This is a genomic window from Acidovorax sp. LjRoot117 (genome assembly GCF_964252695.1).
Lineage (GTDB): Bacteria > Pseudomonadota > Gammaproteobacteria > Burkholderiales > Burkholderiaceae_C > Acidovorax.
Map to the genome: position 1 here is coordinate 722,547 of NZ_CAXUPO020000001.1, position 26,086 is coordinate 748,632.

Annotated in this window: 24 protein-coding genes; 13 read left to right on the forward strand and 11 right to left on the reverse strand. The window is 69.0% G+C overall.

Features of this window, described 5'->3' with window-relative positions:
• Positions 1-32: 32 nt before the first annotated feature.
• From ACSQ3D_RS03460 to ACSQ3D_RS03475, 4 genes are all read right to left on the reverse strand, one after another.
• A complete protein-coding gene (locus tag ACSQ3D_RS03460; protein WP_396503479.1) occupies positions 33-1,490 on the reverse strand; it encodes an NCS1 family nucleobase:cation symporter-1 in 1,458 nt (485 codons plus the stop codon).
• Positions 1,491-1,713: 223 nt separating this feature from the next.
• Positions 1,714-3,027 carry an NAD-dependent dihydropyrimidine dehydrogenase subunit PreA gene (preA, locus tag ACSQ3D_RS03465; RefSeq protein ID WP_436125931.1) on the reverse strand — a complete coding sequence of 438 codons (1,314 nt, stop codon included), beginning with the start codon at positions 3,025-3,027 and terminating at the stop codon, positions 1,714-1,716.
• Positions 3,028-3,085: 58 nt separating this feature from the next.
• On the reverse strand, positions 3,086-4,456 hold the full coding sequence (locus ACSQ3D_RS03470) for an NAD(P)-dependent oxidoreductase (RefSeq protein WP_436125932.1): 1,371 nt from the start codon (positions 4,454-4,456) through the stop codon (positions 3,086-3,088).
• On the reverse strand, positions 4,456-4,632 hold the full coding sequence (locus ACSQ3D_RS03475) for a hypothetical protein (protein ID WP_436125933.1): 177 nt from the start codon (positions 4,630-4,632) through the stop codon (positions 4,456-4,458). Before ACSQ3D_RS03475 ends, ACSQ3D_RS03470 begins: the two co-directional genes overlap by 1 nt.
• A gap of 194 nt (positions 4,633-4,826) precedes the next feature.
• On the opposite strand from ACSQ3D_RS03475, the gene ACSQ3D_RS03480 reads away from it, so the two are divergent.
• A complete protein-coding gene (locus ACSQ3D_RS03480; RefSeq protein ID WP_436125934.1) occupies positions 4,827-5,552 on the forward strand; it encodes a TetR/AcrR family transcriptional regulator in 726 nt (241 codons plus the stop codon).
• A gap of 123 nt (positions 5,553-5,675) precedes the next feature.
• On the opposite strand, the gene ACSQ3D_RS03485 is transcribed toward ACSQ3D_RS03480, so the two are convergent.
• Positions 5,676-6,563: a LysR family transcriptional regulator gene (locus ACSQ3D_RS03485; RefSeq protein ID WP_436125935.1), complete on the reverse strand. Its 888-nt coding sequence runs from the start codon at positions 6,561-6,563 to the stop codon at positions 5,676-5,678.
• A 121-nt stretch (positions 6,564-6,684) separates the two neighbouring features.
• Between ACSQ3D_RS03485 and argC the strand changes: the two genes are divergently transcribed.
• The 3 genes from argC (at position 6,685) to ACSQ3D_RS03500 (ending at position 8,953) form a co-directional block, all read left to right on the forward strand.
• Positions 6,685-7,617, forward strand: coding sequence for an N-acetyl-gamma-glutamyl-phosphate reductase (gene argC / locus ACSQ3D_RS03490; protein WP_436125936.1), 933 nt, complete (start codon positions 6,685-6,687; stop codon positions 7,615-7,617).
• Between the two features lie 203 nt (positions 7,618-7,820).
• Positions 7,821-8,174: an SMR family transporter gene (locus tag ACSQ3D_RS03495; RefSeq protein WP_396503473.1), complete on the forward strand. Its 354-nt coding sequence runs from the start codon at positions 7,821-7,823 to the stop codon at positions 8,172-8,174.
• Positions 8,175-8,230: 56 nt separating this feature from the next.
• Positions 8,231-8,953 carry a pentapeptide repeat-containing protein gene (locus ACSQ3D_RS03500; RefSeq protein WP_436125937.1) on the forward strand — a complete coding sequence of 241 codons (723 nt, stop codon included), beginning with the start codon at positions 8,231-8,233 and terminating at the stop codon, positions 8,951-8,953.
• 44 nt (positions 8,954-8,997) lie between these two features.
• On the opposite strand, the gene ACSQ3D_RS03505 is transcribed toward ACSQ3D_RS03500, so the two are convergent.
• Positions 8,998-9,387 carry a RidA family protein gene (locus ACSQ3D_RS03505; RefSeq protein ID WP_056173325.1) on the reverse strand — a complete coding sequence of 130 codons (390 nt, stop codon included), beginning with the start codon at positions 9,385-9,387 and terminating at the stop codon, positions 8,998-9,000.
• Positions 9,388-9,504: 117 nt separating this feature from the next.
• Between ACSQ3D_RS03505 and ACSQ3D_RS03510 the strand changes: the two genes are divergently transcribed.
• From ACSQ3D_RS03510 to ACSQ3D_RS03550, 9 genes are all read left to right on the forward strand, one after another.
• Positions 9,505-11,112 (forward strand): ABC transporter substrate-binding protein, encoded by a 1,608-nt coding sequence (locus ACSQ3D_RS03510; protein ID WP_436125938.1) that lies wholly within the window; start codon positions 9,505-9,507, stop codon positions 11,110-11,112.
• A gap of 131 nt (positions 11,113-11,243) precedes the next feature.
• Complete coding sequence (locus ACSQ3D_RS03515; protein ID WP_056415237.1) at positions 11,244-12,191, forward strand: ABC transporter permease; 948 nt, start codon at positions 11,244-11,246, stop codon at positions 12,189-12,191.
• Complete coding sequence (locus tag ACSQ3D_RS03520) at positions 12,188-13,078, forward strand: ABC transporter permease (RefSeq protein WP_156372212.1); 891 nt, start codon at positions 12,188-12,190, stop codon at positions 13,076-13,078. The genes ACSQ3D_RS03515 and ACSQ3D_RS03520 overlap by 4 nt, the downstream gene beginning before the upstream one ends.
• Entirely contained in the window at positions 13,075-14,118 is a 1,044-nt protein-coding gene (locus tag ACSQ3D_RS03525; RefSeq protein ID WP_436125939.1) for an ABC transporter ATP-binding protein, read from the forward strand. The genes ACSQ3D_RS03520 and ACSQ3D_RS03525 overlap by 4 nt, the downstream gene beginning before the upstream one ends.
• Entirely contained in the window at positions 14,115-15,140 is a 1,026-nt protein-coding gene (locus ACSQ3D_RS03530; protein WP_436125940.1) for an ABC transporter ATP-binding protein, read from the forward strand. Before ACSQ3D_RS03525 ends, ACSQ3D_RS03530 begins: the two co-directional genes overlap by 4 nt.
• Entirely contained in the window at positions 15,137-16,420 is a 1,284-nt protein-coding gene (locus tag ACSQ3D_RS03535; RefSeq protein ID WP_436125941.1) for an amino acid deaminase, read from the forward strand. The genes ACSQ3D_RS03530 and ACSQ3D_RS03535 overlap by 4 nt, the downstream gene beginning before the upstream one ends.
• Before the next feature lie 2 nt (positions 16,421-16,422).
• Complete coding sequence (locus ACSQ3D_RS03540) at positions 16,423-17,346, forward strand: MurR/RpiR family transcriptional regulator (protein ID WP_056173310.1); 924 nt, start codon at positions 16,423-16,425, stop codon at positions 17,344-17,346.
• Between the two features lies 1 nt (position 17,347).
• Positions 17,348-18,829, forward strand: coding sequence for an N-acyl-D-amino-acid deacylase family protein (locus tag ACSQ3D_RS03545; protein WP_436125942.1), 1,482 nt, complete (start codon positions 17,348-17,350; stop codon positions 18,827-18,829).
• Positions 18,830-19,213: 384 nt separating this feature from the next.
• Positions 19,214-19,390, forward strand: coding sequence for a DUF3606 domain-containing protein (locus ACSQ3D_RS03550; RefSeq protein ID WP_082485896.1), 177 nt, complete (start codon positions 19,214-19,216; stop codon positions 19,388-19,390).
• 133 nt (positions 19,391-19,523) lie between these two features.
• Here ACSQ3D_RS03550 and ACSQ3D_RS03555 read toward each other — a convergent pair whose 3' ends face one another.
• The 5 genes from ACSQ3D_RS03555 to ACSQ3D_RS03575 form a co-directional block, all read right to left on the reverse strand.
• Positions 19,524-20,969: an efflux transporter outer membrane subunit gene (locus ACSQ3D_RS03555; RefSeq protein ID WP_436125943.1), complete on the reverse strand. Its 1,446-nt coding sequence runs from the start codon at positions 20,967-20,969 to the stop codon at positions 19,524-19,526.
• Positions 20,970-21,173: 204 nt separating this feature from the next.
• A complete protein-coding gene (locus ACSQ3D_RS03560; RefSeq protein WP_436125944.1) occupies positions 21,174-23,135 on the reverse strand; it encodes a MacB family efflux pump subunit in 1,962 nt (653 codons plus the stop codon).
• Between the two features lie 62 nt (positions 23,136-23,197).
• The gene (locus ACSQ3D_RS03565; RefSeq protein WP_396503463.1) at positions 23,198-24,412 is read right to left on the reverse strand and encodes an efflux RND transporter periplasmic adaptor subunit; all 1,215 of its coding nucleotides are present in this window, start codon (positions 24,410-24,412) and stop codon (positions 23,198-23,200) included.
• 195 nt (positions 24,413-24,607) lie between these two features.
• A complete protein-coding gene (locus ACSQ3D_RS03570) occupies positions 24,608-25,297 on the reverse strand; it encodes a TetR/AcrR family transcriptional regulator (RefSeq protein ID WP_436125945.1) in 690 nt (229 codons plus the stop codon).
• 208 nt (positions 25,298-25,505) lie between these two features.
• Positions 25,506-25,799, reverse strand: a complete 294-nt coding sequence (locus tag ACSQ3D_RS03575; protein WP_436125946.1) for a DUF4148 domain-containing protein — start codon at positions 25,797-25,799, stop codon at positions 25,506-25,508.
• Between the last annotated feature and the right edge of the window lie 287 nt (positions 25,800-26,086).

The following is a 26,086-nucleotide window of genomic DNA, read 5'->3' on the forward strand; positions in this document are numbered from 1 at the left end:
GCACCGGCACCACGGCCGGGCGGGGCCCCAGGTCACTTCTTCTTGGCGGTCAGGTAGTAGTAGGTGCCGGCCACGGCCAGGCTGAAGAACCAGCCCGAGTCGAACAGCGTGAGCCAGATGGCAGGCATGCCCGCCTTGTCCACCACGCCGGACACCGCCAGGTAGCCCGGCAGGCAGGGCAGCACGCCCAGGGCGAAGGCGATGAGCGCATGCAGGTTCCAGCCGTTGCTGTACTCGTAGTCGCCGCCGCGCCGGTACAGGTCGTCCACTTTCAGCACGCTCTTGCGCACCAGGTAGTAGTCCACCAGCAGGATGCCGGCAATGGCGCCCAGCAGCGTGCCGTAGCCGCCCAGCCAGGTGAAGAGGTAGCCGCCCGATGTGGCGAGGATCTTCCAGGGCATGAACACGAGCCCGATCAGCGCAGCGATGACGCCGCCCATGCGAAAGCTGATCTTGGACGGTGCGATCTGGCTGAAGTCGTACGACGGCGACACCAGGTTGGCGGCCACGTTGGTCGTCAGGTTGGCCAGCAGGATCACCAGCAGGCCCAGGCCCGCCGCCACGCTGCCCATCTGGGTCAGCAGGCCATCAGGGAACAGCTGCGCCTTGCCATACAGGATGGCCGATGCCGAAAAGCCGATGACGCCCACCATGGAGAACAGCGCCATGGGCAGCGGCAGTCCGATGGCCTGGCCCATGACCTGGTCCTTCTGCGACTTGGCAAAGCGCGTGAAGTCCGGGATGTTGAGCGCCAGCGTGGCCCAGAAGCCCACCAGCCCCGTGAGGGCCGCCCAGGTCTTGGGCCCGCCTTCCACCACCTTGGCGGGCAGGTTGAAGAGCTGGCCCGACGGCACCTTCATCAAAAGCACCACCACGAACAGGATCGACGCGCCGATCATCAGCGGCGCGGCGATGACCTCCAGAAGGCGGATGGACTCCGGCCCCTTCCAGATGAAGTAGATGTGCACGGCCCAGAACGCGAGGAAGCACATGAACTGCGAGGTGCTGATGGTCTCTCCCTGGGCGGGCCCCGCGAGGTTCATGCCCACGATGTTCAGGAAGCCGTGCAGCGCCAGCGCACCGAAGTAGCAGTTGATGGAGAACCAGCCGCACGCCACCAGGCCGCGCAGCACGGCCGGCAGGTTGGCCCCCTTCACGCCGAACGACGCACGCGCAAGCACCGGGAACGGCACGCCGTACTTGGGCCCCACCCGGCCGATGAGCACCATCGGTATCAGCACGATGCAGTTGGCCAGGAACACGAGCCACACGGCCATCTGCCAGGTGAAGCCCTGGTCGAGCATGGAGCTGGCCATGGTGTACGTGGGCACGCACACCACCATGCCCACCCAGAGCGCGGCGAAGTCTTTCCAGGTCCAGTGCCGCTGCGCCGCGGTGGTGGGGAGCAGATCTTCATTGGCGAGCGAATTGGATGCTCCGCCGGGCAGGTGCCCTGCCACATGGGCAGCGCTGCCGGTACTGTTGGTCATGCCTGTACTCCTGTCAAAGACGTCGTGGGGGTGGAACACAACCCGCTGCCTGGTCCGGCGTTCTCACGCTGGCAGATGGCGGGCCAAGGGGATGCCAGCGATGTTGAGGGCTACGCAAAAAATGCACCAGATGCAGTGCAGCATGCGAGCCCCGTCAACACCCTGCCAACGCACAGGGACTGCTCTGCAGGCCCTGTGGCGAATGCACACGGAAAGCGGTCCATCACGCTGCCGCCGCCACCCGCTGGGGGTTGTTCGGGTGCGTGGTCCAGTTGGCGTATTCGCCGGTCACCGGCTTGCCGGTGCGCGCATCGACCTCGCCGGGCTCCAGGGCGCGCATGGTGATGCACTCGGGCACGGGGCAGATCGACACGCACAGGTTGCAGCCCACGCACTCGGCCTCGTTGATCTCGAACTTGCGCACGCCGCCGTCCTTGGTGAAGGTGATGGCCTGGTGCGAGGTGTCTTCGCACACCACATGGCAGCGGCCGCACTGGATGCAGGCATCCTGGTTGATCACGGCCTTTTCGATGTGGTTGAGGTTCAGGTTCTTCCAGTCCCGCACCGTGGGCACGGCCTGGCCCTTGAAGTCGTCGAGCGTGGCGTAGCCGTGATCGTCCATGAAGTTGGACAGCCCGTCGCACATGTCCTGCACGATCTTGAAGCCGTACACCATGGCCGCCGTGCACACCTGCACCGTGCCGCAGCCCAGGGCGATGTACTCGGCCGCGTCGCGCCAGGTGGTGATGCCGCCGATGCCGCTGATGGGCAGGCCAGCGGTCTGCGCGTCGCGCGCGATCTCGGCCACCATGTTGAGCGCGATGGGCTTGACGGCCGGGCCGCAATAGCCGCCGTGCGACCCCCAGCCGTCGGTGCTGGGGCTCATGACCATGCGGTCCAGGTCCACGCCCATGACGGAGTTGATGGTGTTGATGAGCGACACCGCGTCCGCCCCGCCCGCCTTGGCCGCCCGCGCGGGGTGCCGAACGTCGGTGATGTTGGGGGTGAGCTTCACGATCACGGGCAGGCGGCTGTAGTGCTTGCACCAGGCCGTCACCATCTGGATGTATTCGGGCACCTGGCCCACGGCCGCGCCCATGCCGCGCTCGCTCATGCCGTGGGGGCAGCCGAAGTTGAGCTCGATGCCGTCGGCGCCGGTGTCTTCCACCAGGGGCAAAATGCTCTTCCAGCTCTGCTCTTCGCAGGGCACCATGAGCGAGACGATCATGGCCCGGTCGGGCCAGTTGCGCTTGACGCGCTTGATCTCCTCCAGGTTGGTGTGCAGCGGCCGGTCGGTGATGAGCTCGATGTTGTTCAGCCCGATCACGCGGCGGTCCTGCGACAGGAGCGTGGAGTAGCGTGGCCCGTTCACGTTGACGACCGCCGGGTCCTCGCCCAGCGTCTTCCAGACCACGCCGCCCCAGCCTGCCTCGAAGGCGCGGGTGACGTTGATCTCCTTGTCGGTCGGTGGGGCGGAGGCCAGCCAGAAGGGGTTGGGGCTCTGGATGCCCAGGAAATTGCTGCGGATGTCTGCCATGGATGTGCTCCCGTCAATTGCAGTCAGGTTGTGCGGTCAGGATGTGCCGACGATGCCGTCAGGCCACGAGCGCCACCGGCACGCTCATCGCTTCATGGATGGAGATGGCCGCCAGCTTGCCGTGCTCCACGGCCTCGACCGTCAGGTCGCGCCCCCCAGCCCGGCAGTCGCCGCCCGCCCAGACCCTCGCCAGGCTGGTGCGGCCTGCGGCGTCGGTGGCGATGCGTCCGCCCTCCAGCGCCATCGCCTTGCCAGCGGGCTCCGCCACGTAGGTCTGGCCGATGGCCTTGAGCACCATGTCCGCCGCGAGCGTGAAGGTCTCGCCGGTGTTCACCAGCTTGCCCGCCGCATCGAGCGCCGTGGCCGCAAAGCGCACGCCGGTCACGGCGCCGCCCTCGCACAAGACTTCTTGCGGTGCCGCCCAGTGGCGGATGGTCACGCCGTTCGTCTGCGCCCATTGCTGCTCCACCTCGGATGCCGACATGGCATCGGCCCCCCGGCGGTAGACGATGGTCACCTCTTCGGCGCCCAGCTTGCGGGACTGCACGGCGGCGTCCACCGCCGTCATGCCGCCGCCGATCACCACCACGCGCCGGCCCACGGGCAGGGTGGACAGGTCGCTGCTCTGGCGCAGCTCGGCGATGAAGTCGACGGCATCGCGCACGCCAGACGCCGTGGGCTCGGCCACGCCCAGCGCATTCACGCCCTGCAACCCCAGGCCCAGGAAGACCGCATCGTGGCTGGCCAGCAGGCCGTCGAGCGTGATGTCGCGGCCCAGCTGCTGGCTGGTGCGCACCTCGATGCCACCCACCGACAGCAGCCACTCCACCTCCTTCTGCGCGAAGTTGTCCGTGGTCTTGTAGCTCGCCAGGCCGTATTCATTGAGCCCGCCCAGCTTGGGGCGCGCGTCGAACAGCACCACGTCGTGCCCGCGCAGCGCCAGCCCGTGGGCGCAGGCCAGGCCCGCAGGTCCCGCACCCACGACGGCCACGCGGCGGCCGGTGGGCGCGGCGCGCTGGAACATGGGCGCGCCGGGGTTGGCGAAGAAGGCGTCGGTCGCGTAGCGCTGCAGCGCGCCGATCTCCACCGGCTTGTCCTCGTTGGTGTTGCGCACGCAGGCCTGCTCGCACAGCACCTCGGTGGGGCAGACCCGGGCGCACATGCCGCCGAGCGGGTTGGCCTCCAGGATGGCGCGCGCGGCGCCCCGGTTGTTGTCCTGCGCGATGCGGTGGATGAAGGACGGGATGTCGATGCCCGTGGGGCAGGCCGTGGCGCACGGCGCGTCGTGGCAGTAGTAGCAGCGCTCGGCCTCGATGAGGGCCTGCGGCCGGGTCAACGGCGGGTGGGCGTCGCTGAAGTTGACGGCGTAGTCGGCCAGGTTCAGGCGTGCGGCATGAATGCCGCAGGCACGGCTTGCGGGTGTGTCCATCAGATGTCCTCCGAAAGGTGCGGGGTGGTTGTGCAGGCCGGGCCCTTGCTCGCTGGTTCGGCCGGGGTGGGCGCGGGCGCCCGGTGCAGGTGGCGCGCGCCGCTGCCGGGGCGGCGGCGGGCAGCCGATGCGGCGCCAGCGTGGATGCTTGCGCCCGCAGACTTCGGAGGTTTCATCGTGGTCCTCGCTGTGGGGGTGCAGGTGCCCACGGCTTGGTGTGCCGCGGTGCCCTGCGTTGTGGGCCAATTTACCAACCCGTAAAAATTTACCAATTGGTAAAATCCCTAGAGCAAACCCCATGCCAGGCAATTGCCAGCATTTGCCAGCGAATTGCCAGTTTCCAGGCCCCGGCTTGTTCCACAATGGTGCAATGACCGACGCCCGCCAGTCCCCGGCTGCCCCCGCCCCCCGCCCTGCCAAACGCCCCCGCGCACCCGCCGCTGCGGTGGCCACCACCGCCGACGACACCGGCCCCCGCGCCCCCAAGGCTTCGCGCCTGCGCAAGGAGCAGGGCATCCTGGCCGAGGCAGAGAACCACTTCGCGCAGTTCGGCTTCGAGGGCGCGTCGCTCGAGAGCATTGCCGCGGCCATCGGCATCAGCCGCCACAACCTGCTGTATTACTTTCCGAGCAAGGAGGCGCTGTACCAGCGCGTGCTCGACGACGTGCTCACCCAGTGGCTCGAAGGCATGGAGGCCCTGTCGCACAGCGATGACCCCCAGCAGGCCCTGCGCCGCTACATCCGCGCCAAGCTGCAGTACTCGCGCATGCGCCCCCAGGGTGCCAAGGTGTTCACCAAAGAGGTGATTGCCGGCGCACCACGCTATGGCACCGCCATCGCAGAGCGCGTGGGCCCGCTGCTCAAGACCGAAGTGCGCACCTTCGAACGCTGGGCGCGCGAGGGCCGCATCGCCAAGGTCAACTTCACGCACCTGATGTTCATCATCTGGTCGGTCACGCAGGCCTATGCGGAACAGGAGGCGCAGTTCGCCCTGCTGCTGGGCAAGCCCGCGCTGACCGAGCGCGACTACAACAATGCCGAGGAACTGATCGTGCGCATGGTGCTGAGCGCGCTGGGTCCCAACGCCACAGCCTGATGTACCCCAGGCGGGGCGGCCGGGCATTCCCGCAGCCGAGCACCGGAATTGCTATTTAATTGATAGCTGATTGCGCTTGCCAGATAAGCGGTAGCAGCCTGTTTTACCCAAAAATTCGATTTTTCAAGCCTGGCGCTGTTGCCACAGCACATCCAGCACGTGCTGCGTGGCGCGCTCCAACGGGCCTGCGCGGTGGGCGATGCCCAGCGGCCGCCACAGCGCGGGGCGCAGCGGCAGCATGCGGATGCGCGGGTCGAGCAGCGTGGAGGACGTGGCCTCGTGCGGCAGCAGCGTGGCGCCGTAGCCTGCGGCCACCAGGCTCTTGATGGCGTCGTTGTAGTTGAGCTGGATGCGCGCCTTGGGGTGCGCGCCCGCCAGCGCAAACCATTCCGCCGTCAGCCGCGACAGGCTGGTGCCCACATCGTTGAGGATGAGCGGCTGCCCCGCCAGCCACTTCGGCGTGACACGCTGTGGCACAGGCCAGGCCGACGGCACGAACGCCATCACCGGATCGCGCCGCCAGGGCTGCACCTTCACGCCCTGCACGGTGGCCTGCGGCAACGCCACCAGGCCCACATCCAGCGACCCGCCGGCCAGGCGCGCCATGGTGTCCTGCGTGGTGAGCACGGCCACCTGCACGTCGATGCCAGGGTGGTTCTGCCCCAGCACCTCCAGCGCCTGGGGCAGCAGGTGGGCAATGGCACCGGTGGAGGCCCCCAGCCGCACGCGGCCCGCGAGCCCCTGCACCTGGCGCTGCACCACATCGAGCGCCTCGTCCGCATCGGCCAGCAGGCGTCGCGCGCGCTCGATCAGCGCGTCGCCCACGCCCGAGGGAGTGACCTCGCCGCGCTTGCGCACCAGCAGCGGCGCGCCGAACAGCGCCTCCAGGTCGGCGATGTGCAGGCTCACCGTGGGCGCCGCCAGGTGCAGCACCCGCGCGGCTTCGGCAAACGAGCCCAGGTCTGCGATGGTGACCAGCGTGCGCAGCCGGTCGAGGTTGAGTTCGCGCATGACGTTCAGTAAATCTGATGCTGATGTTTGTGAAATTCAACTTTTCAAATTCTAGGGCGCGGCCGAAGATTCGTCATACCTTCATTTTTTCTTCAGCCATTCCATTCATCAGGAGCACCGCATGAGCGCACCCTTGGTTTTCATCGACGGCGATCAGGGCACGACCGGCCTGCAGATCCACGAACGCCTGCACGGCCGCAGCGACCTGCGCCTGCTCACGCTGCCCGAGGCCGACCGCAAGAACCCTGCGCGCCGCGCAGAAGCGATCAATGCCTGCGACATCGCCGTGCTGTGCCTGCCCGACGGGCCTGCGCGCGAAGCGGCGGCGTCCGTGGTGAACCCCGCCGTGCGCGTGATCGACGCCAGCTCGGCCCACCGCACCGATGCGGACTGGGTCTACGGCTTCCCTGAAATGAGCGCCGCACAGTCCGCCCGAATCGCCACGGCACACCGCGTGACCAACCCCGGCTGCTACCCCACGGGCGCCATCGGGCTGCTGCTGCCGCTGGTGCGGGCAGGCCTGGTGCCTGCGGACCATCCGCTGGCCATCCATGCCGTGTCGGGCTACTCCGGCGGCGGCCGCGCGCGGGTGGACGAGCACGAAGGCGCGGGCGCGTCGCAAGCCCCCGCGTTCCAGGTGTACGGCCTGGGGCTGGCCCACAAGCACACGCCCGAGATCGAGAAACACGCGGGCCTCACGCAGCGGCCTTTCTTCCTGCCCGCCTACGGCTCGTTCCGCCAGGGCATCGTGCTGACCATTCCGTTAATGCTGCGGCAACTGCCTGCAAGCGTGACTGCCGACCGGCTGCACGCCTGCCTGCAGCAGCACTACGACGGCGCGGCGCATGTGGAGGTGGTGTCGCTACAGGATGCGCAGGCAGCGCAGCACCTGGACCCCCAGGTGCTCAACGGCACCAACCAGTTGCGGCTCTCGGTGTTTGCCAACCCGCAGCACGGCCAGGTGCTGCTGAGCGCGGTGTTCGACAACCTGGGCAAGGGCGCGTCGGGCGCTGCCGTGCAGAACCTGGACCTGATGCTGCGGCACGCTGCCTAGCGGCCATCTGCGCCGGGCGCACCAGACCACAGGCCACGCTGCGGCGGTGGTGGCGCGCCCCGCACAGCGCCGCGTGCGCACAGATCCCAGGCGCTGGCAAGCTACGCCGCAGAGGCCCCGCACAGGTGCAAGGGCTTGGCCCCGCAGTGCGGCGGGCGTTCCTAGAATCGGCCGCTTCTTCAGCTTTGCAACGGACCCGCACCATGATCCAGTGGACCGCCACCACCACCAGCTACGCCCTGCTGGGCCTGGCCATCGTGGCCGAAGTGCTGGGCACCAGCGCGCTGAAGGCGTCCGACGGCTTCACACGGCTGGTGCCCAGCGCGGTCACCGCCGTGTGCTACGCAGTGTCCTTCTACTTGCTGTCGCTCACGCTCAAGACCCTGCCCATCGGCATTGCCTACGCCATCTGGTCGGCGGTGGGCATCGTGTTGATCTCGACCGTGGGCTGGCTCTACTACGGCCAGCGGCTGGACGCGCCCGCCATTGCCGGGCTGGGGCTCATCGTGGCCGGCGTGGTGGTGGTGAACCTGTTTTCCAAGACCACGGGGCATTGACGCTCGCTCGTTGCACCGCCCACGCCACTGCCCAGCCACCACTACAGCCCCGTTCCATGAACACAGCATCCACTCCACTCACCGGCACCAGCGGTACGGTCCTCGTGCAAGAGCAACAGATCACCCGCGCCGACCTGCTGGCGATGCTGGCGGACACCCCGGCGCAGCGCCTGCACTTCGAGCACTGCGACTTCGACGGCGCCGACCTCTCGGGCCTGGCATTGCAGGGCGCGCAGTTCACAGGCTGCAGCCTGGCCGAGACCTCGCTGGCACGCGCCCAACTGGGCGACACGCGGTGGCTCGGCTGCAGGGCCCGGCAGGCAAGCTTTCATCTCGCGCACCTGACCGACGCGCGTTTTCACCACTGCGACCTGAACAACACGCTCTGGACCAAGGCCACGCTGGCGTCGGCCTTGTTCGCCGAGGTCAAGCTGACCGGCGCGCAGTTCCATGAAGCGCAGACGCTGGGCCTGAGCTTTCACGACACGCTGCTGGTGGGCGCGGACCTGCGGGGTATTTCGTTTCGCAAGCAGACCATCGAACAACTGGACATGTCCGACGCCGACGTGTCGGGCTGCGACTTCCGCGATGCGGTGTTCGAAGGCGGCAGCCTGCGCGATGCCCACCTCAAGAACGCCCGCTTCGACGGCGCCGACCTGCGGTCGGTGGACCTGGGCGGGCTGCGGCTGGCCCAGCTGGCGCAATCCTTCAAGGGCGCGATCCTCTCCACTGACCAGGCGGCCGCGCTGGTCAGCGAGTTGGGCATCCGCGTGATGTAGTAGCCCAGCCGGCGCCGCGGGCCGCCGGCATGCGCACGCCGTGCTCAGCCGCGCGGCTTGTACGCCGTGACGTCGATCTCCACCTTGGCGTCGATCATGAGCCGCGACTCCACCGTGGAGCGCGCGGGCCGGTGCTCGCCAAAACACTCCATGTACACGCGGTTGAAGCTGCCGAAGTCGCGCGCGTCGGCCAGCCACACGCTGACCTTGGCCACGTCGGCCAGCGTGCAGTCGGCCAGCGCCAGCGCCTGCGTGAGGCGCAGGAACACCTGGCGCGTCTGCGCCTCGATGCCCCCGGTGATGACCTGGCCCTGGTCATCGGTGGGCACCTGGCCCGACACAAAAACGAAGTCCCCGGCGCGCGTGGCGGGGGACAGCGGACGGGCCTGCCGGTCGGAGGCAAGCGGGGACTGACCGAGGGTTTCTACTGGCATTGAAAGTGCTCCTTTGAGTAAATATATTACATACAAAACGCCTATCAAGCACATATCGAGCGGATTTCTGGCATCGAAAGTGCTTATCAATGTAATCCTATTACTTAGAGGTGCACGATGCAAACTTCTGGAACCAATGTGGTGCGACCCTGGCTGACGCTGCGCCACCAGGCCGCGCGGCGCGGGCTGCTGGGTGCGCTGGCAGTGGCCGCGCTGTGGGGAATGGGTACTGGCACCGGCTGGGCCCAGGCGGCCCCTGCACCGGCCAAGGGCGGCGCCGCGAACCTGGCCATGGTGGGCGAGCCCCAGGGCCTGGACCCGATGGTGAGCACCGCCGACCTGGTGGGCACCATCATGCAGCACGTGTACGAGCCGCTCTACACCTTCGACGCCAACTGGAGCATTGCGCCCATGCTCGCCGAGGGCATGCCCACCGTCTCCAAGGATGGCCTCACCTACACCATCGCGCTGCGCAAGGGCGTGAAGTTCCACAACGGCCGCGAGATGACCGCCGAGGACGTGGTGGCCTCGCTGCAGCGCTGGATGGAGCTCTCGCCGCGGGGCAAGGCCGTGGGCAAGGAAGTGGCATCACTGGCCGCCAAGGGCACGCACGGCGTGGAGCTCAAGCTCAAGAACCCCTATGCGCCGCTGCTGGCCCAGCTGGCGCTGCCCAGCGGCATGGCGGCCATCCTGGCCAAGGAAAGCATCGCGCCGCAGCTCAAGGAATTCATCGGTACCGGGCCCTACAAGTTCAAGGAACGCCGGCCGGACCAGTTCACCGTGCTGGTGCGCTTTGACGACTACGCCGCCCGCAAGGAAGCGCCCAGCGGCTACGCGGGCCGCCGCGAGGCGCTGCTCGATGAGCTGCGCTTCGTGCCCGTGCCCAGCGCCAACACGCGGGTCGAAGGCGCTTTGTCCGGCCAGTTCCACTATGCCGACCTGCTGCCGGTGGAAGCCATCGGCCGCGTGGAAAAAGGCGCGCCCGCCGTGGTGCCCATCGTGACCAAGAACTTCGGCTTTCCGTACATCGTGTTCAACACCAAAGAGGGCGTGCTGGCATCGCAGCCCCTGCGCCGCGCGGTGCAGACCGCGGTGGGCACGGGTGAGCTGATGGCCGCAGGCTTTGGCGATAACCGCTTTTTCATGGTGGAGCCCAACTTCTTCCCCAAGGGCACGCCCTACTACTCGGACGCAGGCGCCAAGCTGTACAACGAGCGCAACCCCCAGGCCGCCAAGGAGCAGGCCGCCAAGGCGGGCTACAACAACAGCCAGCCGGTGCGCATCATGGCCAGCCGGCAGTACGAGTTCCACTACAACATGGCGCTGGTGATGTCCGAGCAGCTCAAGAAGGCAGGCTTCAAGACCGACCTGCAGGTGGTGGACTGGGCCACCCTGGTGCAGCGCCGCAACGACGCCAAGCTGTGGGACGTGTACTTCACGCATTCGGGCCTGTTCCCAGAACCCATGCTGTCGCCACCCCAACTGGGCGACGGCGCACCGGGCTGGTGGGAGTCCGACGCCAAGAAATCCACCCTGGCCGCGTTCAACCAAGAGACCGATCCGGCCAAGCGGGGCGCGCTGTGGGGCAAGGTGCAGCAGGTGGTGTACGACGAGGTGCCGTTCATCGAGGTGGGCAAGTTCAACGGCCTGTCGGCGCGATCGGCCAAGCTGTCGGGCTACACGCCGGCGGTCTGGCCGTTCTTCTGGAACACATGGATGAAGTAACCCCCCCGAAGCGCCTGCGGCGCCTCCCCCGAGGGGGCGCCTCCGGTGGCCCGGCAAAGCCGGTTCCACGGTGGCACTGGCTTGGACCGGGGGTGTGGTGCGAGTGGGGACTTTTTAAGAGACAAGCAAGCATGCGATTTCTATTGAAGCGGCTGGGTGGGGCGGCGGTGGTACTGGCGCTGGTGGCGGTGCTGGTGTTCTGCCTCACGCGGCTGGCCTCGGGCGACCCGGTGGCGCTGCTGCTGGGCGACCAGGCCACCGCTGCCGACATTGCCCAGGCGCGCGCCCAGTACGGGCTGGACAAGCCACTGCCCACGCAGTTCGTGCTGTGGGTGGGCGAGCTGCTGCAGGGCAACCTGGGGCAGTCGCTCTTCCTGCAGCGGCCCGTGGCGCAGGCGCTGCTGGAGCGGGCCGAGCCCACGCTGTTCCTCGCGCTGTTCGCCGTGGGCATCGCGGCGCTGGTGGGCATTCCGTGTGGCATGGCGGCCGCCATCTGGCGCGGCAGCGCGGCCGACCAGGCCGTGAGCGGCGTGGCCATGCTGGGCGCGAGCGTGCCCAGCTTCTGGCTGGGCCTGATCCTCATCCAGCTGTTCGCGGTCAAGCTGGGGTGGTTTCCGGCATCGGGCTATGGCGACCCCAGCGCCACGCTGGGCGAGCGGCTGTCGCACCTGCTGCTGCCCGCGCTGGTGCTGGGCCTGCTCAACTCGGCGCTGATCATCCGCTTCACCCGCGCATCCATGCTCGACATCCTGGGCGAGGACTACGTGCGCACCGCACGCGCCAAGGGGCTGGACGAGGGCACCATCATGGTCAAGCACGTGCTGCGCAATGCGCTCGTGCCCATCGTCACCGTGCTGGGCCTGACCATGGCGCTGATGATCGGCGGCACCGTGGTGACCGAGACCGTCTTTAACCTGCCCGGCGTGGGCAACCTGGTGGTGCGGGCGGTGCTGCGGCGCGACTACCCGGTCATCCAGGGCACGCTGCTGGTCATCGCGGCCATCTACGTGTTCATCAACCTCGCCATCGACTTCATCTACACGCTGGTGGACCCGCGCATCCGGCTGGAGGCACCATGAACGGCCACGTCTCTTCGGCATCTTCGCCCTCCTCCCCTTCTTCCTGGCAGCGCTTCGCGGCCGTGCTGCGCCGGCTGTTCGCACGCAAGGTGGTGCTGGCCTCGGCCATCGCGCTGGCGCTGGTGGTGGGCATCGCCGCTGTGTATCCCGCCCTGTCGGACGCCGACCCCAATGCGCTGTCCATCAGCGAGCGGCTGCGCGCGCCGTCGGCCACGCACTGGGCGGGCACCGACGAGCTGGGGCGCGACGTGATGCTGCGCATCGTGCACGGCGCGCGGTACTCGCTGCTCATCGGCTTCGTGACGGCGGCCGGCGCTGTGCTGCTGGGTACGCTGCTGGGCATGTTCGCGGGGTTCTTCCGGCGGCTGGATGCGCCGCTGATGCGGGTGGTGGACGCCATGATGTCCTTCCCCGACATCCTGCTGGGCATCGCGCTGGTATCCATCCTGGGGGTATCGCTGTGGAACGTGATGCTCGCCCTCGTCATCGTCTACACACCGCGCGTGGCCCGCGTGGTGCGCGCCACCACGCTGGTGCTGCGCGAGCTGCTGTTCGTGGACGCAGCGCGCGCCCTGGGCGTACGCACCCCGAAGATCCTGCTCAAGCACATCCTGCCCAACCTGATGTCGCCCATCCTCGTGCAGGTGACCTTCATCTTCGCCTACGCCATCCTGGCCGAGGCCGGGCTGTCCTTCCTGGGCGTGGGCGTGCCACCCGACATCCCCACCTGGGGCACCATGATCGCCGGCAGCCTGGACTATGCGGACAAGGCGTTCTGGACCATCTTCGCGCCCGGCATCGCCATCGTGCTCACCGCGCTGTCGCTGCAGATGCTGGGCGACGGCGTGCGCGACCTGCTCGACCCCAAACTGAAGAAGACCGTATGAGTGCCGCACCTTTGACCGACCCCGCCGCGGCCCGCCTGGAAGTGCAGGGCCTCTCGACCTCGTTCGCCACCGACGGAGGCCGCATCCAGAGCGTGGCCGACGTGTCGTTCACCATCCACCCCGGCGAAACGCTGGCGCTGGTGGGAGAGTCCGGCTCGGGCAAGTCCGTCACCAGCCTGTCGCTGATGGGCCTGCATGCGCGCACCTCGCAGGCCGAGGTCAGCGGCCAGGCGTGGTTCGTGCAGCGCGACGGCCTCCGCGTGGACCTGCTGGCCCTGAAGGAGGCCGACAAGCGCGCCCTGCGCGGCAACGAGCTGGCCATGATCTTCCAGGAGCCCATGACCAGCCTGAACCCGGTGCTCACGGTGGGCGAGCAGATCGCCGAGTCCGCCCGCCTGCACCTGAAGATGGACCGCCGCACCGCGCATGCCCACGCCCGGCGCATGCTGGAGCTGGTGGAGATACCGGCCGCCGCCCAGCGCGTGAACGAGTACCCGCACCAGCTCTCGGGCGGCATGCGCCAGCGCGTGATGATCGCACTGGCCATGGCCTGCAACCCCACGCTGCTGATCGCCGACGAGCCCACCACGGCGCTCGACGTGACCATTCAGGCGCAGATCCTCGCGCTGATGGGCCGGCTGCAGAAGGAGACCGGCATGAGCATGCTGTTCGTCACGCACAACCTGGGCGTGGTGGCGCAGTACGCCGACGCCGTGGCGGTGATGTACGCCGGCCGCATCGTCGAATCGGCCCGCGTGCACGACCTGTTCGCGCGGCCCGAGCACCCCTACACGCGCGGCCTGCTGGCCTGCCTGCCCGGTGTGGCACGGCAGCAGGGCGGCGCAGCCGCCGCGCCCGGGCGCCGCAAGCTGGTGGTCATACCGGGCCAGATGTCGAGCCCGCTGGCCCCGCCCCCGGGCTGTGCCTTTGCACCACGCTGCGCCCGCAAGCTGGCCGCCTGCGACGCGCAGATGCCGCCGCTGGAAGACACCGGCGCGCGCCGCATGGTGCGCTGCATCCACCGCGAGGTGACCGCATGAGCGCCGTGCTGCAACAACCCATGGCATCCCCCACCGGCAGCCTTGCGGAGGCCCCGCTGCTGGAGATCCAGCACCTGCGCAAGTACTTCGGCAGCGGCGCCCACCCGGTGCGCGCGGTGGACGATGTGAGCTTCACCATCCGCCAGGGCGAGACCCTGGGCCTGGTGGGCGAATCGGGCTCGGGCAAGAGCACCATCGGCCGGCTGCTGACGCGCCTGGTGGACCCGACCGGCGGGCAGATGCTGTACCACGGCGCGGGCGCCGCGCAGGACCTGGCGGCGCTCTCGCAGGGGCAGTACCGCCCGCTGCGCTCCAAGATCCAGATCATTTTTCAGGACCCGTACGCCAGCCTCAACCCGCGCATGCGCATCCGCGAGGTGCTGGCCGAAGCGCTGGACACGCACGGCCTGGCCAAGGGCCGCGCACGCCTGCCCCGCATCCACGAGCTGCTGCAGCAGGTGGGCCTGCGGCCCGAGCATGCGGACCGCTTTCCGCACGAGTTTTCCGGCGGCCAGCGCCAGCGCATCGGCATCGCGCGCGCCCTGGCCGTGGAGCCAAAGTTCATCGTGGCGGACGAGCCCCTGTCGGCGCTGGACGTGTCCATCCAGGCCCAGGTGGTGAACCTGCTGGGCGAGCTCAAGGAGCAGTTGGGCCTGACCCTGCTGTTCATCTCGCACGACCTCGACGTGGTGGAATACCTGTGCGACCGCGTGGTGGTGCTGTACCTGGGCCGCGTGATGGAGATCGCCCCCACCGAGGCGCTGTACGCCCACCCCCAGCACCCCTATACGCGCGCGCTGCTGGCGGCCGCGCCCATCCCCGACCCGGCGCAGCGGCGTAGCATCCCGCTGCTGCAGGGCGACCTGCCCAGCCCCGCCCACCCACCCTCGGGCTGCGTGTTCCGCACCCGCTGTCCCCTGGCCGAAGAGCGCTGCGCCAGCACCGATATGCTGCTGCGCGAGGTGCAGCCGGGCCACCTGCATGCCTGCTGGAAAACAGCGCACCACCCCACTTCCCCATGACCGACGACTTCATCCTCGACCACCGCAGCAAGAGCTTTCCGCAAACCGCTGCGCCCTGCCGCGCGTCCGACCTGGCCGCCAGGGGCTGGAACCTGCTGGCGGACGACCTGGCCTACCCGCTGGCCGTCATACGGCGCTCTGCGCTGGCCCACAACCTGGCCTGGATGCAGGACTTCGCGGCGCGCAAGGGCGTGGCACTGGCACCGCATGGCAAGACCACCATGTCGCCCGAGCTGTTTCGCCACCAGCTCGCGGCCGGCGCCTGGGGCCTGACGTTCGCCACCATCTACCAGCTCTCGGTGGGTGTGGAGGCCGGCGCACGCCGCGCCATCATTGCCAACCAGGTGGTGTGCGATGCCGACCTGGACGGACTGCACACGCTGCTGCAGCGGCATCCGGACCTGCGCGTGTGGTTCCTGGTGGACTCGCTGGCGCAGCTGCGGCTGATCGAGGACTGGGCCGTGCGCCGCCAGGCCGCAGGACCAGCGGCCCGCCGCTTCGACACGCTGCTGGAGATCGGCATCCCCGGCCAGCGCACCGGCTGCCGGACGCTGGAAGAAGCGCTGGCGCTGGCCCAGGCCATCGCCCGCTCACCCGCCGCGCAACTGGGCGGCATCGAGTGCTACGAAGGCGGCGTGGCCCGGTGCGACAGCGAGCACGATGCGCGCGAAGTCACTGCCCTGGTACGCCGCGTGACCGAGGTGGCGCGCCAATGCGACGCCCACGGCCTGTTCGCCGACCCCACCGTGCTGCTGACGGCCGGCGGCTCCGCCGTGTTCGACCTGGTGGTGCCGCTGCTGCGCACGCAGGGCCTGTCGCGCCCGGTGGAGGGCGTGCTGCGCTCGGGCTGCTACATCACGCACGACCACGGCAACTACATGCGCTTCTTGCGCCACGTGGAGCAGCGCGAGGGCCTGGACGCATCGCTGCGCCCCGCGCTGGAGGTGTGGGCCATGGTGCAGTCCGTGCCCGAGCCGGGCCTGGCGCTGCTGACCTGCGGGCGGCGCGATGTGTCCTACGACCTGGAGATGCCGGTGCCCGTGCGCTGGGCGCCGCGGGGCCAGCGCACTGCGGGCGATGTGCCGCAGGGCTGGACCGTGAGCGCGCTGAACGACCAGCACGCCTACCTGCGCTTCGACCCCGCGGGCAGCCCGCCCGCCGTGGGCGACCGCGTGGCGCTGGGCATCTCCCACCCCTGCACCACTTTTGACAAATGGCGCTGGCTGCCCCTCGTCGAGGACGACTGGGCAGTGACCGGCGCCATCAGCACCCGTTTCTGAGCATGGCCATCACTCACACATCCCAAAGCTTGCTGCAGCAGTTGCGCGAGCGCCAGCCCGACCTGCCCGAGGCGCAGCGCAGCGTGGTGCGCGTGGTGCTGGAAGACCCCCGCGCCGCCGTAGTCGCCACGGTGGAGCAACTGGCCCAGCAGGCGGGCGTCTCCATGCCCACCATCGTGCGCACCTGCCGCAGCTTCGGGCACGACTCTGTGCGCGAGTTCATGGTGGCGCTGGCGCAGGACCTGGCCGTGTCCGGCTCGCACCTGCACCGCAGCGTGCTGGCCGACGACAGCGCGCACGACGTGGCCAGCAAGATCGTGCACGCGGCCGTGTCGTCCCTGACCGAGCTGGGCCGCAACCTCGATGCCCAGGTGCTCGACCAGGTGGCCGAGCGGCTCGCCGCGGCGCGCCGCATCGACTGCTATTCGGTGGGCGCTGCGTCGACCTTCATGGCCAGCGAGCTGCAAAGCCGGCTGTTCCGCCTGGGCTGTACGGCCAACGCGATCTTCGATGCGCACCAGCAGCTGGTCTCGGCCAGCACGCTCGGGCCCGACGGCGTGGCCTTCGTGATCTCGCACGTGGGCCGCATGCCCTACACGCTGGAGGCCGCGCGCTTCGCCCGCTCGCAGGGCGCCACCGTGGTGGCCCTGACCCAGCCGGGCACCCCGCTGGCCGAGGCGGCCGACTTGGTGCTGGCCGTGTCCGTGCCGCAGGATGCGGTGATGCGCGTGGGCACCGAGGCCTACCTGGCGCACCTGGTGGTCATCGAGATCCTGATGGTGCGCCTGGCCCAGAAGCTCGGCCCCGTGGCCGCGCGGGGGCTGCAGCAGTTCAAGCAACTGCTGCACAAGCACGGCTTCGACAGCGCGGAGTACGCGGGTGCGCTCGAGGGCGGCGCGCACAAGCTGCCGGCGCGGGAGGAGTGACATGGCGCCCGCAACGCTGCTCAAGAATGGCCTGATCGTGGACGGCACCGGCGCGGCCGGCTGGCAGGGTGACCTGCTGCTGCACGGCGACCGCATCCTGGCCATCGCGGCGCCGGGCCAGATCGCACCGGCCGACCTGGCCGCCGCCGGCACGCCCGGAGAAATCGACTGCACCGGCCTGGTGATAGCCCCCGGCTTCATCGATGTGCACACCCACGACGACGCGGCCGTGCTGGACGGCCCGGCCATGCTGCCCAAGCTGTCGCAGGGCATCACGACGGTGATCGTGGGCAACTGCGGCATCTCGCTCGCGCCCGTGGTGACCGAGGCGCCGTCCGCGCCCCTGTCGCTGCTGGGCCGCCTGCAGTTCCGGCATGCGAGCATGGCCAGCTACGCCGATGCCGTGAACGCGGCCCAGCCCGCGGTGAACGTGGCAGCGCTGATGGGCCACACGGCATTGCGCATGCGGCATCTGGCGGACTTGCGCCAGGCGGCCTCGCCGGACGAGCGCGCGGCCATGGCCACCGACATGCAGGAGGCCATGGACGCCGGTGCGCTGGGGCTGTCGTCCGGCATCTTCTACAGCGAGGCCTACGCGGCCGACCAGGACGAACTCGTGGCGGTGGCCAGCGTGGCCGCACGCAATGGCGGTGTCTACGCCACCCATGTGCGCGACGAACTGGCAGGCATCCTGCCGGCGCTGCAGGAGGCCGCGCTGACGGCCCGGCAGTCCGGCCTGCCCCTGGTGATATCGCACCACAAATGCGCGGGCCCGGCCAACTGGGGCCGCACCCGCGAGACACTGCCGCTGCTGGAGGAGCTGGCCCGAGGCCAGGAGATCGGCATGGACGTATACCCCTACACCGCCGGCTCCACGGTGCTGCGCGAGGACCTGGTGGACGGCATCATCGACATCCTCATCACCGGCAGCCAGCCGCACCCGGAGATGGGCGGGCGCTACCTGGCCGACATCGCGCGCGAGTGGGGCGTGTCGCAGCAGGAGGCGGCTGTGCGGCTCAAGCCCGGCGGGGCGTGCTACTTCCAGATGCGCGAGGACGATGTGGAGCGCGTCATCGCGCACCCGCTGTCCATGATCGGCTCCGACGGCCTGCCGCACGACGAGCGGCCGCACCCCAGGCTGTGGGGTGCCTTTCCGCGCGTGCTGGCCTGCTACTGGCGCGAGAAGGGCTTGCTGCAGCTGGAAGAAGCCGTGCACAAGATGACCGGCCTGTCGGCCCGGCGGTTCCGGCTGGGCGCGCGCGGCGTGCTGCAGGCGGGCCACACGGCCGACGTGGTGGTGTTCGACCCGGCACGCGTGAAGGACATCGCCACGTTCGAGCATCCCCAGCAGTTCAGCGAAGGCATCGAGAGCGTGTGGGTCAATGGCGTGTTGAGCTACACCGCGCGGCAGCGCGCCACGGGTGCGCGGGCAGGGCGGTTCGTGCGGCGGGGCAGCGCTGCAGAGCCAGCGCTGACTGACTGACTGCAAGGGGCGCGACGACGCCCCCAAACGCAGCCCAACACACACCCCAAGAGAAGGCCCCACAGGCCAACTGACCGCAAGGCGAGTGGTCCTAGTCCTACCGGAGCGCCCTGCACGGCTTGACTAGGATGAAATTGCCGGTGATCAGGCACCGGTAGATGAAGCGTCTTTGGGCCCGCTCACGCGGGCCCTTTTTTGCGCGCCACAACCCAAGCGGACCCGATGCGACTTCAGGCCGCGCCTGAGGCGCACCCTGCCGAACAATGTGCGCGCCCCTGTCCGCCAGACGACAGCACGGGCCGTTTGCCACACCGAAGCACTCTTGTCCTACAGGTCGTTCCAGGCCCCGATGCTACTTTCGGAGGCTTCATCTTAGGAGCCTCCATGAGCGACGACAAGAACAAGACGGCGCTGGACCGCCAATTCATCAACCTCAGCGAGCCGTATGAAGTCCGCAGCTGGACCCACAGCCTGGGAGTGACGGAGGTGCAATTGCGCGATGCGGTGGCCGCCGTGGGGCGCTCGGCCGACAAGGTCCGCGAGTACCTCGCATCGCACTGAACACTGGGCACGGCGCTTGGCGCCTCTGCCCTCGGATGGAACCAGCAGACGGCGGGCCATGACCATTCCACCATTCCTGACCGGATGCCCCGGGCGAGCCCGCCTGCCGGCGTCCGGTCGCCTGACGCTCGCATCATCCCGGTGAGCGCCCGGCGCTCTCCACGCCACCTCCCAGCACCCGGTACACCGTCGCGAGCGCATTCATCTGCGACAGCCGGTTGTCCTGCACCGCGAGGTCTGCCGCGCGGCGCCGCTCCTGCGCGTCCAGCCAGGTGCGCAGGCCGGTGGAACCCGCCCGGTAACGCACCTCGTACAGGCGCTCGGCCTCGCGCGCGGCGGCCAGTTGCAGGGCCAGCTGTTCGCCCTGGCGCAGCAGCTGGGTGCGGGCCAAGAGGGCGTTTTCCACGTCCGCAAACGCCGTGTACAGGGTCTGGCGGAAGTTGGTGACCGACTCTTCGTACTGCGCCGCTGCCAGTTGGCCCGAGAGCCTCATCTCCTGCGCGCGCAGGAAGGGCAGGCTCAGCCCTGCACCTAGGGTGGCCACGGGGTTGGAGAGCAGGCGCAGCAGCGAGGTGCTCGACGTGCCCAGATCGCCCGTGAGGCTGAGGGCCGGGTAGTAGCTGGCGCGCGTGGCGTCGCCGCTGGCGAGCACATTGCGCAAGCGGGCCTCGGCGGCGCGCAGGTCGGGGCGGCGGGCCAGCAGCTCGGCGGGGGCCCCGGCCGCCACGGCCGGCAAGGCGGTATCGGGCAGACGCTGGGGCTCGACCGGCAGGACCTCGGCCAGGGTGGCGGCACCGGGCGGCGCATTCATCAGCACGGCGATGGCGTTGCGGGTCTCCACACGCTGCTGCTCCAGCTGGGCCAGTGCAGCGCGCTGGCCGGCCACCGTCTGCTCGGCCTCGCGTAGCTCCACCGCCGAGACCGAACCCGCGTCGTACTGCGCGCGCACCAGCTCCTGCGTGCGCAGGGCATAGGCCAGGCTGTCGCCGCCGCTGGCCACGCGCTGGTTCAGTTGGGCCAGTTGCCAGTACAGCCCCGCAGCTGTGCCAGCCAGGGCCTGGGCGGCGGCCTCGCGGTCTTGGGCAGTGGCGCGGGCGGTCCACTCGGCCGCGTCCCGCGTGCTGGCCACGCGGCCCCACAGGTCCACCTCATAGCTGACCGAGAGCGATGCCCCGCTGCTGCGGGACGTGGCGTTGTCGCCCCCGTCCAGCCGGCGCGACGCACCGCTGGACAGGCGCCCCGCGACGGTGGGGCCCAGCCCCGCGGCGGTGATGCCCGCCTGCAGCTGCGCCTGGCGCACGCGCAGCGCGGCGGCAGCCAGGTCGTTGTTGCGCGCCAGTGCGAATTCGACCACCTGGCTCAGCGCCGGGTCGTCGAACTGGCGCCACCACCGGTCGGGCAGTTGCGTCGTGGCGAAGGGGGTGGCCTGCTGCTGCTCCCAAGCGGCAGGCACGTCGACACCAGGCGCCTGGTAGACCGTGCGCGTGCCGGCGCAGCCGGCCAGCAACAAAGCCACCGCCAGGGGAACCAGAGCGAAGGAGGATTTTTCGATGGTCGTCACGTGTAGCCGATCCTTCATGTTCATCATTTATTCAGTTACTCAATGCGCCACACGCTACCCACGACGCCCTAAACTGGCGCGCCCAAAGCCAGCGCCCCCGCGCAAGGGCCGCCAAGCCGCGCATGCGGCGCTTCGCTGGCGTGCACCGGGGGCGTCCCCCTCCCGACTCGCGCAGCGAGTCGAGACAGGGGGAAGGGCGAAGCGACTCAGGGGGAGCCTCACCTAATCCCGCGCCAGCGCATCAATGGGGTTGAGCCGCGCCGCGCTGCGCGCCGGCAGGAAGCCGAAGACCACGCCGATCAGCGTGGAGCAGGCAAACGCCCACACCATCGAGCTCACGGAAAACGCCAGCGGCACCACCGGCGCCACGCTGGTGATCAGCGCGCCCAGGCCCAGCGCGATGGCGATGCCCAGGGCGCCGCCCAGCAGACAGACCAGCACGGCCTCGATGAGGAACTGCTGCTGGATATCGCCCTGGCGCGCGCCCACGGCCATGCGCACGCCGATCTCGCGGGTGCGCTCGGTCACCGACACGAGCATGATGTTCATCACCCCGATGCCGCCCACCATGAGCGAGATGACGGCGATGGATGCGACCAGCAGGGTCAGCGTCTGCGTGGTGGTCTCGATGGTCTGGCGGATGCTGTCGGTGTTGAGCACGTAGAAGTCCTCGCGGCCATGGCGTGTCTTGAGCAGCTGGTTGATGCCCTGCTCCGCCGCGGCCATGGGCGCGGTGTCGGCCACGCGCACGGTGATGCTGCGCAGGTAGTTCTGCCCCACGATGCGGCCCATGGCCGTGGTGTAGGGCACCCAGACGTTGAGCGCCTCGCTGTTGCCGAAGGCGTTGTCGCTCTTGGCGGCCACGCCGATCACGCGCACCGGCACGCTGCCCAGCAGCACCACCTCGCCCACCGGGCTTGCCAGGTTGGGGAACAGCTTGGCGCGGGTGTTGTCGTCGATCACCGCGACCTGCTGGCGCCCTTGCACCGCACTCGCATCGAACACCGTGCCCTGCGCCAGCTTCACGGCCTTGACGCGGAAGTACTGCTCGCCCACGCCGTTGATGGTGCCGGTCAGCTCCACGTTGCGCCAGCGAAACCGCGCCGATGCATTGAGGTTGGGCGTGACGCTGTCCACATAGGGCTGGGCGGCCAGGGCGTCGGCATCGGCCGGTACCAGCGTGCGCACCGCGGCCGAGCGCACGTCGCCGAAGCCCGAGCCCGAGAACACCTCGATGGTGTTGGTGCCGATGGCACTGATGTCGGCCAGCACCTTCTTTTGCGTGCCCGCGCCCAGCGCCACCACCGACACTACCGATGCGATGCCGATCACGATGCCCAGCATGGTCAGGAAGGTGCGCAGCCGGTGCGCGTTCATGGCCAGGAGCGCCATGTGGAAGGCCTCGCGAAAGCGGTCGCCAAAGGCGGACAGGCGCGCGAAGAAGCCCGTGGGTGCACGGCTGGCAGGTCGGCTGGCGCCCGTGCCGGGCGCAGCAGCCCCCTCGCGCCGCGTGTCGCCCACGATGGCGCCGTCGCGGATCTCGATCACGCGCTGCGCGTGGGTGGCCACGCCCATGTCGTGCGTGACGATGATGATGGTGTGGCCTTCGGCATGCAGCTCTGCGAGGATCTTCATCACCTCGGCGCCGGAATGCGTGTCCAGCGCGCCGGTGGGCTCGTCGGCCAGGATCACGCGCCCGCCGTTCATCAGCGCGCGGGCAATCGATACGCGCTGCTGCTGTCCGCCCGAGAGCTTGCCCGGCGTGTGGTGCATGCGGTCGGCCAGGCCCAGGCGCGCCAGCAGCGCGGCCGAGCGCTCGTGCCGCTGCGCGCGCGTGCGCCCGGCGTATACCGCCGGCACCTCCACGTTGCCCTGGGCCGTGAGGTCCGACAGCAGGTGGTAGCGCTGGAAGATGAAGCCGAAGTGCTCGCGCCGCAGCTCGGCCAGTTCGTCGGGCGACAGCTGCCCGGTCTCGCGCCCGTCCACGCGGTAGCTGCCGCGCGTGGGCGTGTCCAGGCAGCCCAGGATGTTCATCAGCGTGGACTTGCCCGAGCCCGACTGCCCGACGATGGCCACCATCTCGCCCGCGTGGATCGTCAGGTGCACGTCCTTGAGCACGGCCAGCACCTGGTCGCCGGCCGGGAACTCGCGCGTCACGCCGCGGATGTCGAGCAGGGGCTGCACTGCCGTGCCTGTCGCCCCGCCCGGGTCGCTGGTATGGCCGTGCAGGGCCTGCGCCGCCCCGCTCACTGCCGTGGCGGGCCGCCGCGCATGCGGCCCGGGTTGGTGGCCGATGGCGCGGTGGCGCCGTCGCCCAGCACCACCTTCTCGCCGGCGGCCAGGCCCTCGGTGACCTGCGCGCTGACGTTGTTGTTCAACCCGATCTTCACCTGGCGAGGCGCGGCGTTGCCCTCGGCGTCGACCACGCGCACGGTGGTGGTGCCGTCGGCATGGCGCTCCCCCAGCGCGGCGGACGGGATGGTGACCACGCCCTTGGCCTCGGCTCGCACGATGTAGACCTGCGCCGTCATGGAGATGCGCAGCTTGCCATCGGGGTTGGGGGCATCGAACAGGCCGTTGTAGTAGATGGCGGTGGCCGCGGCATTGCTGCTGGTGGCCGCGCTGGACTGCGATGACTCGGTGGCGATGGAGTCCGGCGCGGGCTCCACCGCGCGCAGCGTGGCCTGGTAGCGCTGGTCGGGCTCGCCCAGGATGGTGAAGTACACCTTTTGCCCGGGTTTGACGCGGGTCACGTCGGCCTCGGAGATCTGGGCCTTCACCGTCATGGTGTCCACCTTGGCCAGCTTGATGATGGTGGGCGCGGCCTGGTTGGCGTTGACGGTCTGCCCCTCCTGCGTGACCACGGCGACCACCTGGCCGTCGATGGGCGCGACGATGCGGGTGTAGCCCAGGTTGACCTTGGCCGTGTCGGCCGCGATGGCGGCCTGCTGCATCTGCGCCTTGAGCGCGTCGATGTCGGCCAGCGTGGTGCGGTAGGTGGCCTCGGCCGCCTCCAGGTCGGCCTGCGGGCCGGCGTCGGCCGCACGCAGCTGCTGCTGGCGCTTGTAGGCCAGCTCCACCTGCGACAGCGAGGCCTGGCGCGCGCGCAGGTTGGCCTGCGCCGTGGCCAGCGCTGCCTCGGAGTTGCGCACCGTGTTCTGCTGCGTCAGCGAGTCGATCTCTGCGACCAGCTGCCCTGCCTTCACGTTGTCGCCCAGCGCCACCTTCAGCGACTTGATCTGCCCCGACACCTGCGCACCCACGCTCACCTGCTTGAAGGCCTGCAGCGTGCCGCTGGCCAGCACCGTGTCTTCCAGGTCACCCGTGGCGGCGGTGGCGGTGATGAAGTTGTTGGGCACTTTGGCCGGGAAGAACTGCCACTTGACGAAGGCGGCCACGGCCGCGATCAGCACCAGGGCAATGATGCCGATGCGCAGGGGTTTTGGGGGTGGAATGGCCATGGATAGTGGGTGGATGGAGGGCTGCGGTGCGCAGTGCGGTTAGAAGTGGTGGACAGGCAGAGGTCGGCGAAGCGCGGGCTGCGCGGACGTTCAGGGGGTGGTGGAGCGTTGAGCGTTGAGCGTTGAGCGTTGAGCGTTGAGCGTTGAGCGTTGAGCGTTGAGCGTTGGGCGTTGGGCGTTGGGCGTTGAGAGGATCTACTTGGCAGCGCGTCGTCCTCGTGCGGCAGGCTCTGGGCGGGTTACAGGGCCAGGCGCAGGGCCGCCGAACGGCTGGTGCACCACGGGGTCGCAAAACGGCAGGTTGCTCACGGCGCGGATGGCGCGGGACATCTGTGCCACCACCTCTGCGGTGGTGAAGGCCCGCGCATCGCGCACGGCGGCACGGCTGATGGCCTCGTCCACCGTCCGCACCGCGCCCATCACGGCGGCGGCGCACAGGCGCACTTCGAAATCATGGTGCGAGCGGCCCAGCCGGTCGCCGATCAGTGCCGCCACTTCCTCCTCGCCGTCGTGGTACGAGTGCAGCCAGACGGAGCGCAGGTCGGGCTCCTGCGGCAGCGCGGCGATCAGCCGCACCACCAGCACCATGTCGGCGATCTCTTGGGGCGAATGCCTGTCCAGCGCGAACTGGTCGGCCAGATGCACCTCGATCGGCTGGCTGTGGGGCCAGGAGCGCAGCTCGCGCGCAAAACGCTGCCAGGTCTGCGCGAACAGCGGCGAGACGCAGCTCTCCTTGTTGCGAAAGTACCGCCACAAGGTGCGCTCTGAAATGCCGGCGGCCGCCGCAATCTCGCTGCCGCTGGTGGCGCCGAATCCTTGGTCGGCAAACAGGCGGGCAGCGACGCGGGCTACGCCAAGGCGGGAAATTTCTGTGCGGTGAGCCAAAACAGGAGATGTCAGTTTGCGCCATCTTAATGGCATTAACTGACAGACCCTTCACCCCCAAAAGGTCATGCCGACCAACAAAAAGGGCTCCCACACGGGAGCCCAGTTTGCTGTCGCGTCGCAGCGGGTTTAAAACACTCCCCATGGCAGCAGCACCAGCGACATGCCGCCAATGCCACCACCATGGGAAGGCCCGCAACTGCTTCAATTACATCGCGCTGATTTCGCCCGAAGGGATCGTGCCGGTGCGCACGGCTTCAGCAGCCTGGGCACGCACGGCAGCGCGGTCGGCCGTGGACTTGTAGGTCACGACGCGCGAACCAGCAGGCTCGATGCTGCGGGTCTGGGCAACGGTGGAGGCTTCGGCCGCCACTTCAGCGCGGGTGCGGTTCGTTTCGAATTGGGTAGCGAATTGCGAAGCATCGGCTTCGTCAGCGTGGGCACCGAAGGCAGCGAAAGCGGACACAGCGGCGATGGAGAGGAAGCGTGCGGTCTTGTTCATGATGAAAGTCCTTGAAGTTAAAAAGCGTCTCAATAAAGCCGGTACAAAAACCATTCTTGAACCGGGTTCGGTGAGTCGCCTTGCGGGTTCGGCTCATCGATGGGTTCAACTGTACGCCGGTGGTGTCCAGAGAAAAACCGCCCAGTCGCGAACTGACTGTTCCAGTATTGAGAACAATCAACCCCAGCGGTGTGCCTGTCTGCCCAAGGACTGCTGGCCCACGCCAAGCCCGGGTGCACGACCGCACCGCCGCGTCCGACAGGGCTTGGCCCCTCCGGCCTGCGCGG

What these genes read in the sequence shown, in the direction of transcription:
- ACSQ3D_RS03475 (WP_436125933.1), bottom strand. Translation starts at nt 4,632, where the DNA reads ATGAAACCTCCGAAGTCTGCGGGCGCAAGCATCCACGCTGGCGCCGCA.
- ACSQ3D_RS03470 (WP_436125932.1), bottom strand. Translation starts at nt 4,456, where the DNA reads ATGGACACACCCGCAAGCCGTGCCTGCGGCATTCATGCCGCACGCCTG.
- ACSQ3D_RS03555 (WP_436125943.1), bottom strand. Translation starts at nt 20,969, where the DNA reads ATGAAGGATCGGCTACACGTGACGACCATCGAAAAATCCTCCTTCGCT.
- ACSQ3D_RS03495 (WP_396503473.1), top strand. Translation starts at nt 7,821, where the DNA reads ATGATCCAGTGGACCGCCACCACCACCAGCTACGCCCTGCTGGGCCTG.
- ACSQ3D_RS03530 (WP_436125940.1), top strand. Translation starts at nt 14,115, where the DNA reads ATGAGCGCCGTGCTGCAACAACCCATGGCATCCCCCACCGGCAGCCTT.
- ACSQ3D_RS03510 (WP_436125938.1), top strand. Translation starts at nt 9,505, where the DNA reads ATGCAAACTTCTGGAACCAATGTGGTGCGACCCTGGCTGACGCTGCGC.
- ACSQ3D_RS03550 (WP_082485896.1), top strand. Translation starts at nt 19,214, where the DNA reads ATGAGCGACGACAAGAACAAGACGGCGCTGGACCGCCAATTCATCAAC.
- ACSQ3D_RS03520 (WP_156372212.1), top strand. Translation starts at nt 12,188, where the DNA reads ATGAACGGCCACGTCTCTTCGGCATCTTCGCCCTCCTCCCCTTCTTCC.
- preA (WP_436125931.1), bottom strand. Translation starts at nt 3,027, where the DNA reads ATGGCAGACATCCGCAGCAATTTCCTGGGCATCCAGAGCCCCAACCCC.
- ACSQ3D_RS03535 (WP_436125941.1), top strand. Translation starts at nt 15,137, where the DNA reads ATGACCGACGACTTCATCCTCGACCACCGCAGCAAGAGCTTTCCGCAA.
- ACSQ3D_RS03515 (WP_056415237.1), top strand. Translation starts at nt 11,244, where the DNA reads ATGCGATTTCTATTGAAGCGGCTGGGTGGGGCGGCGGTGGTACTGGCG.
- ACSQ3D_RS03540 (WP_056173310.1), top strand. Translation starts at nt 16,423, where the DNA reads ATGGCCATCACTCACACATCCCAAAGCTTGCTGCAGCAGTTGCGCGAG.
- ACSQ3D_RS03525 (WP_436125939.1), top strand. Translation starts at nt 13,075, where the DNA reads ATGAGTGCCGCACCTTTGACCGACCCCGCCGCGGCCCGCCTGGAAGTG.
- ACSQ3D_RS03480 (WP_436125934.1), top strand. Translation starts at nt 4,827, where the DNA reads ATGACCGACGCCCGCCAGTCCCCGGCTGCCCCCGCCCCCCGCCCTGCC.
- argC (WP_436125936.1), top strand. Translation starts at nt 6,685, where the DNA reads ATGAGCGCACCCTTGGTTTTCATCGACGGCGATCAGGGCACGACCGGC.
- ACSQ3D_RS03505 (WP_056173325.1), bottom strand. Translation starts at nt 9,387, where the DNA reads ATGCCAGTAGAAACCCTCGGTCAGTCCCCGCTTGCCTCCGACCGGCAG.
- ACSQ3D_RS03460 (WP_396503479.1), bottom strand. Translation starts at nt 1,490, where the DNA reads ATGACCAACAGTACCGGCAGCGCTGCCCATGTGGCAGGGCACCTGCCC.
- ACSQ3D_RS03575 (WP_436125946.1), bottom strand. Translation starts at nt 25,799, where the DNA reads ATGAACAAGACCGCACGCTTCCTCTCCATCGCCGCTGTGTCCGCTTTC.
- ACSQ3D_RS03500 (WP_436125937.1), top strand. Translation starts at nt 8,231, where the DNA reads ATGAACACAGCATCCACTCCACTCACCGGCACCAGCGGTACGGTCCTC.
- ACSQ3D_RS03485 (WP_436125935.1), bottom strand. Translation starts at nt 6,563, where the DNA reads ATGCGCGAACTCAACCTCGACCGGCTGCGCACGCTGGTCACCATCGCA.
- ACSQ3D_RS03565 (WP_396503463.1), bottom strand. Translation starts at nt 24,412, where the DNA reads ATGGCCATTCCACCCCCAAAACCCCTGCGCATCGGCATCATTGCCCTG.
- ACSQ3D_RS03545 (WP_436125942.1), top strand. Translation starts at nt 17,348, where the DNA reads ATGGCGCCCGCAACGCTGCTCAAGAATGGCCTGATCGTGGACGGCACC.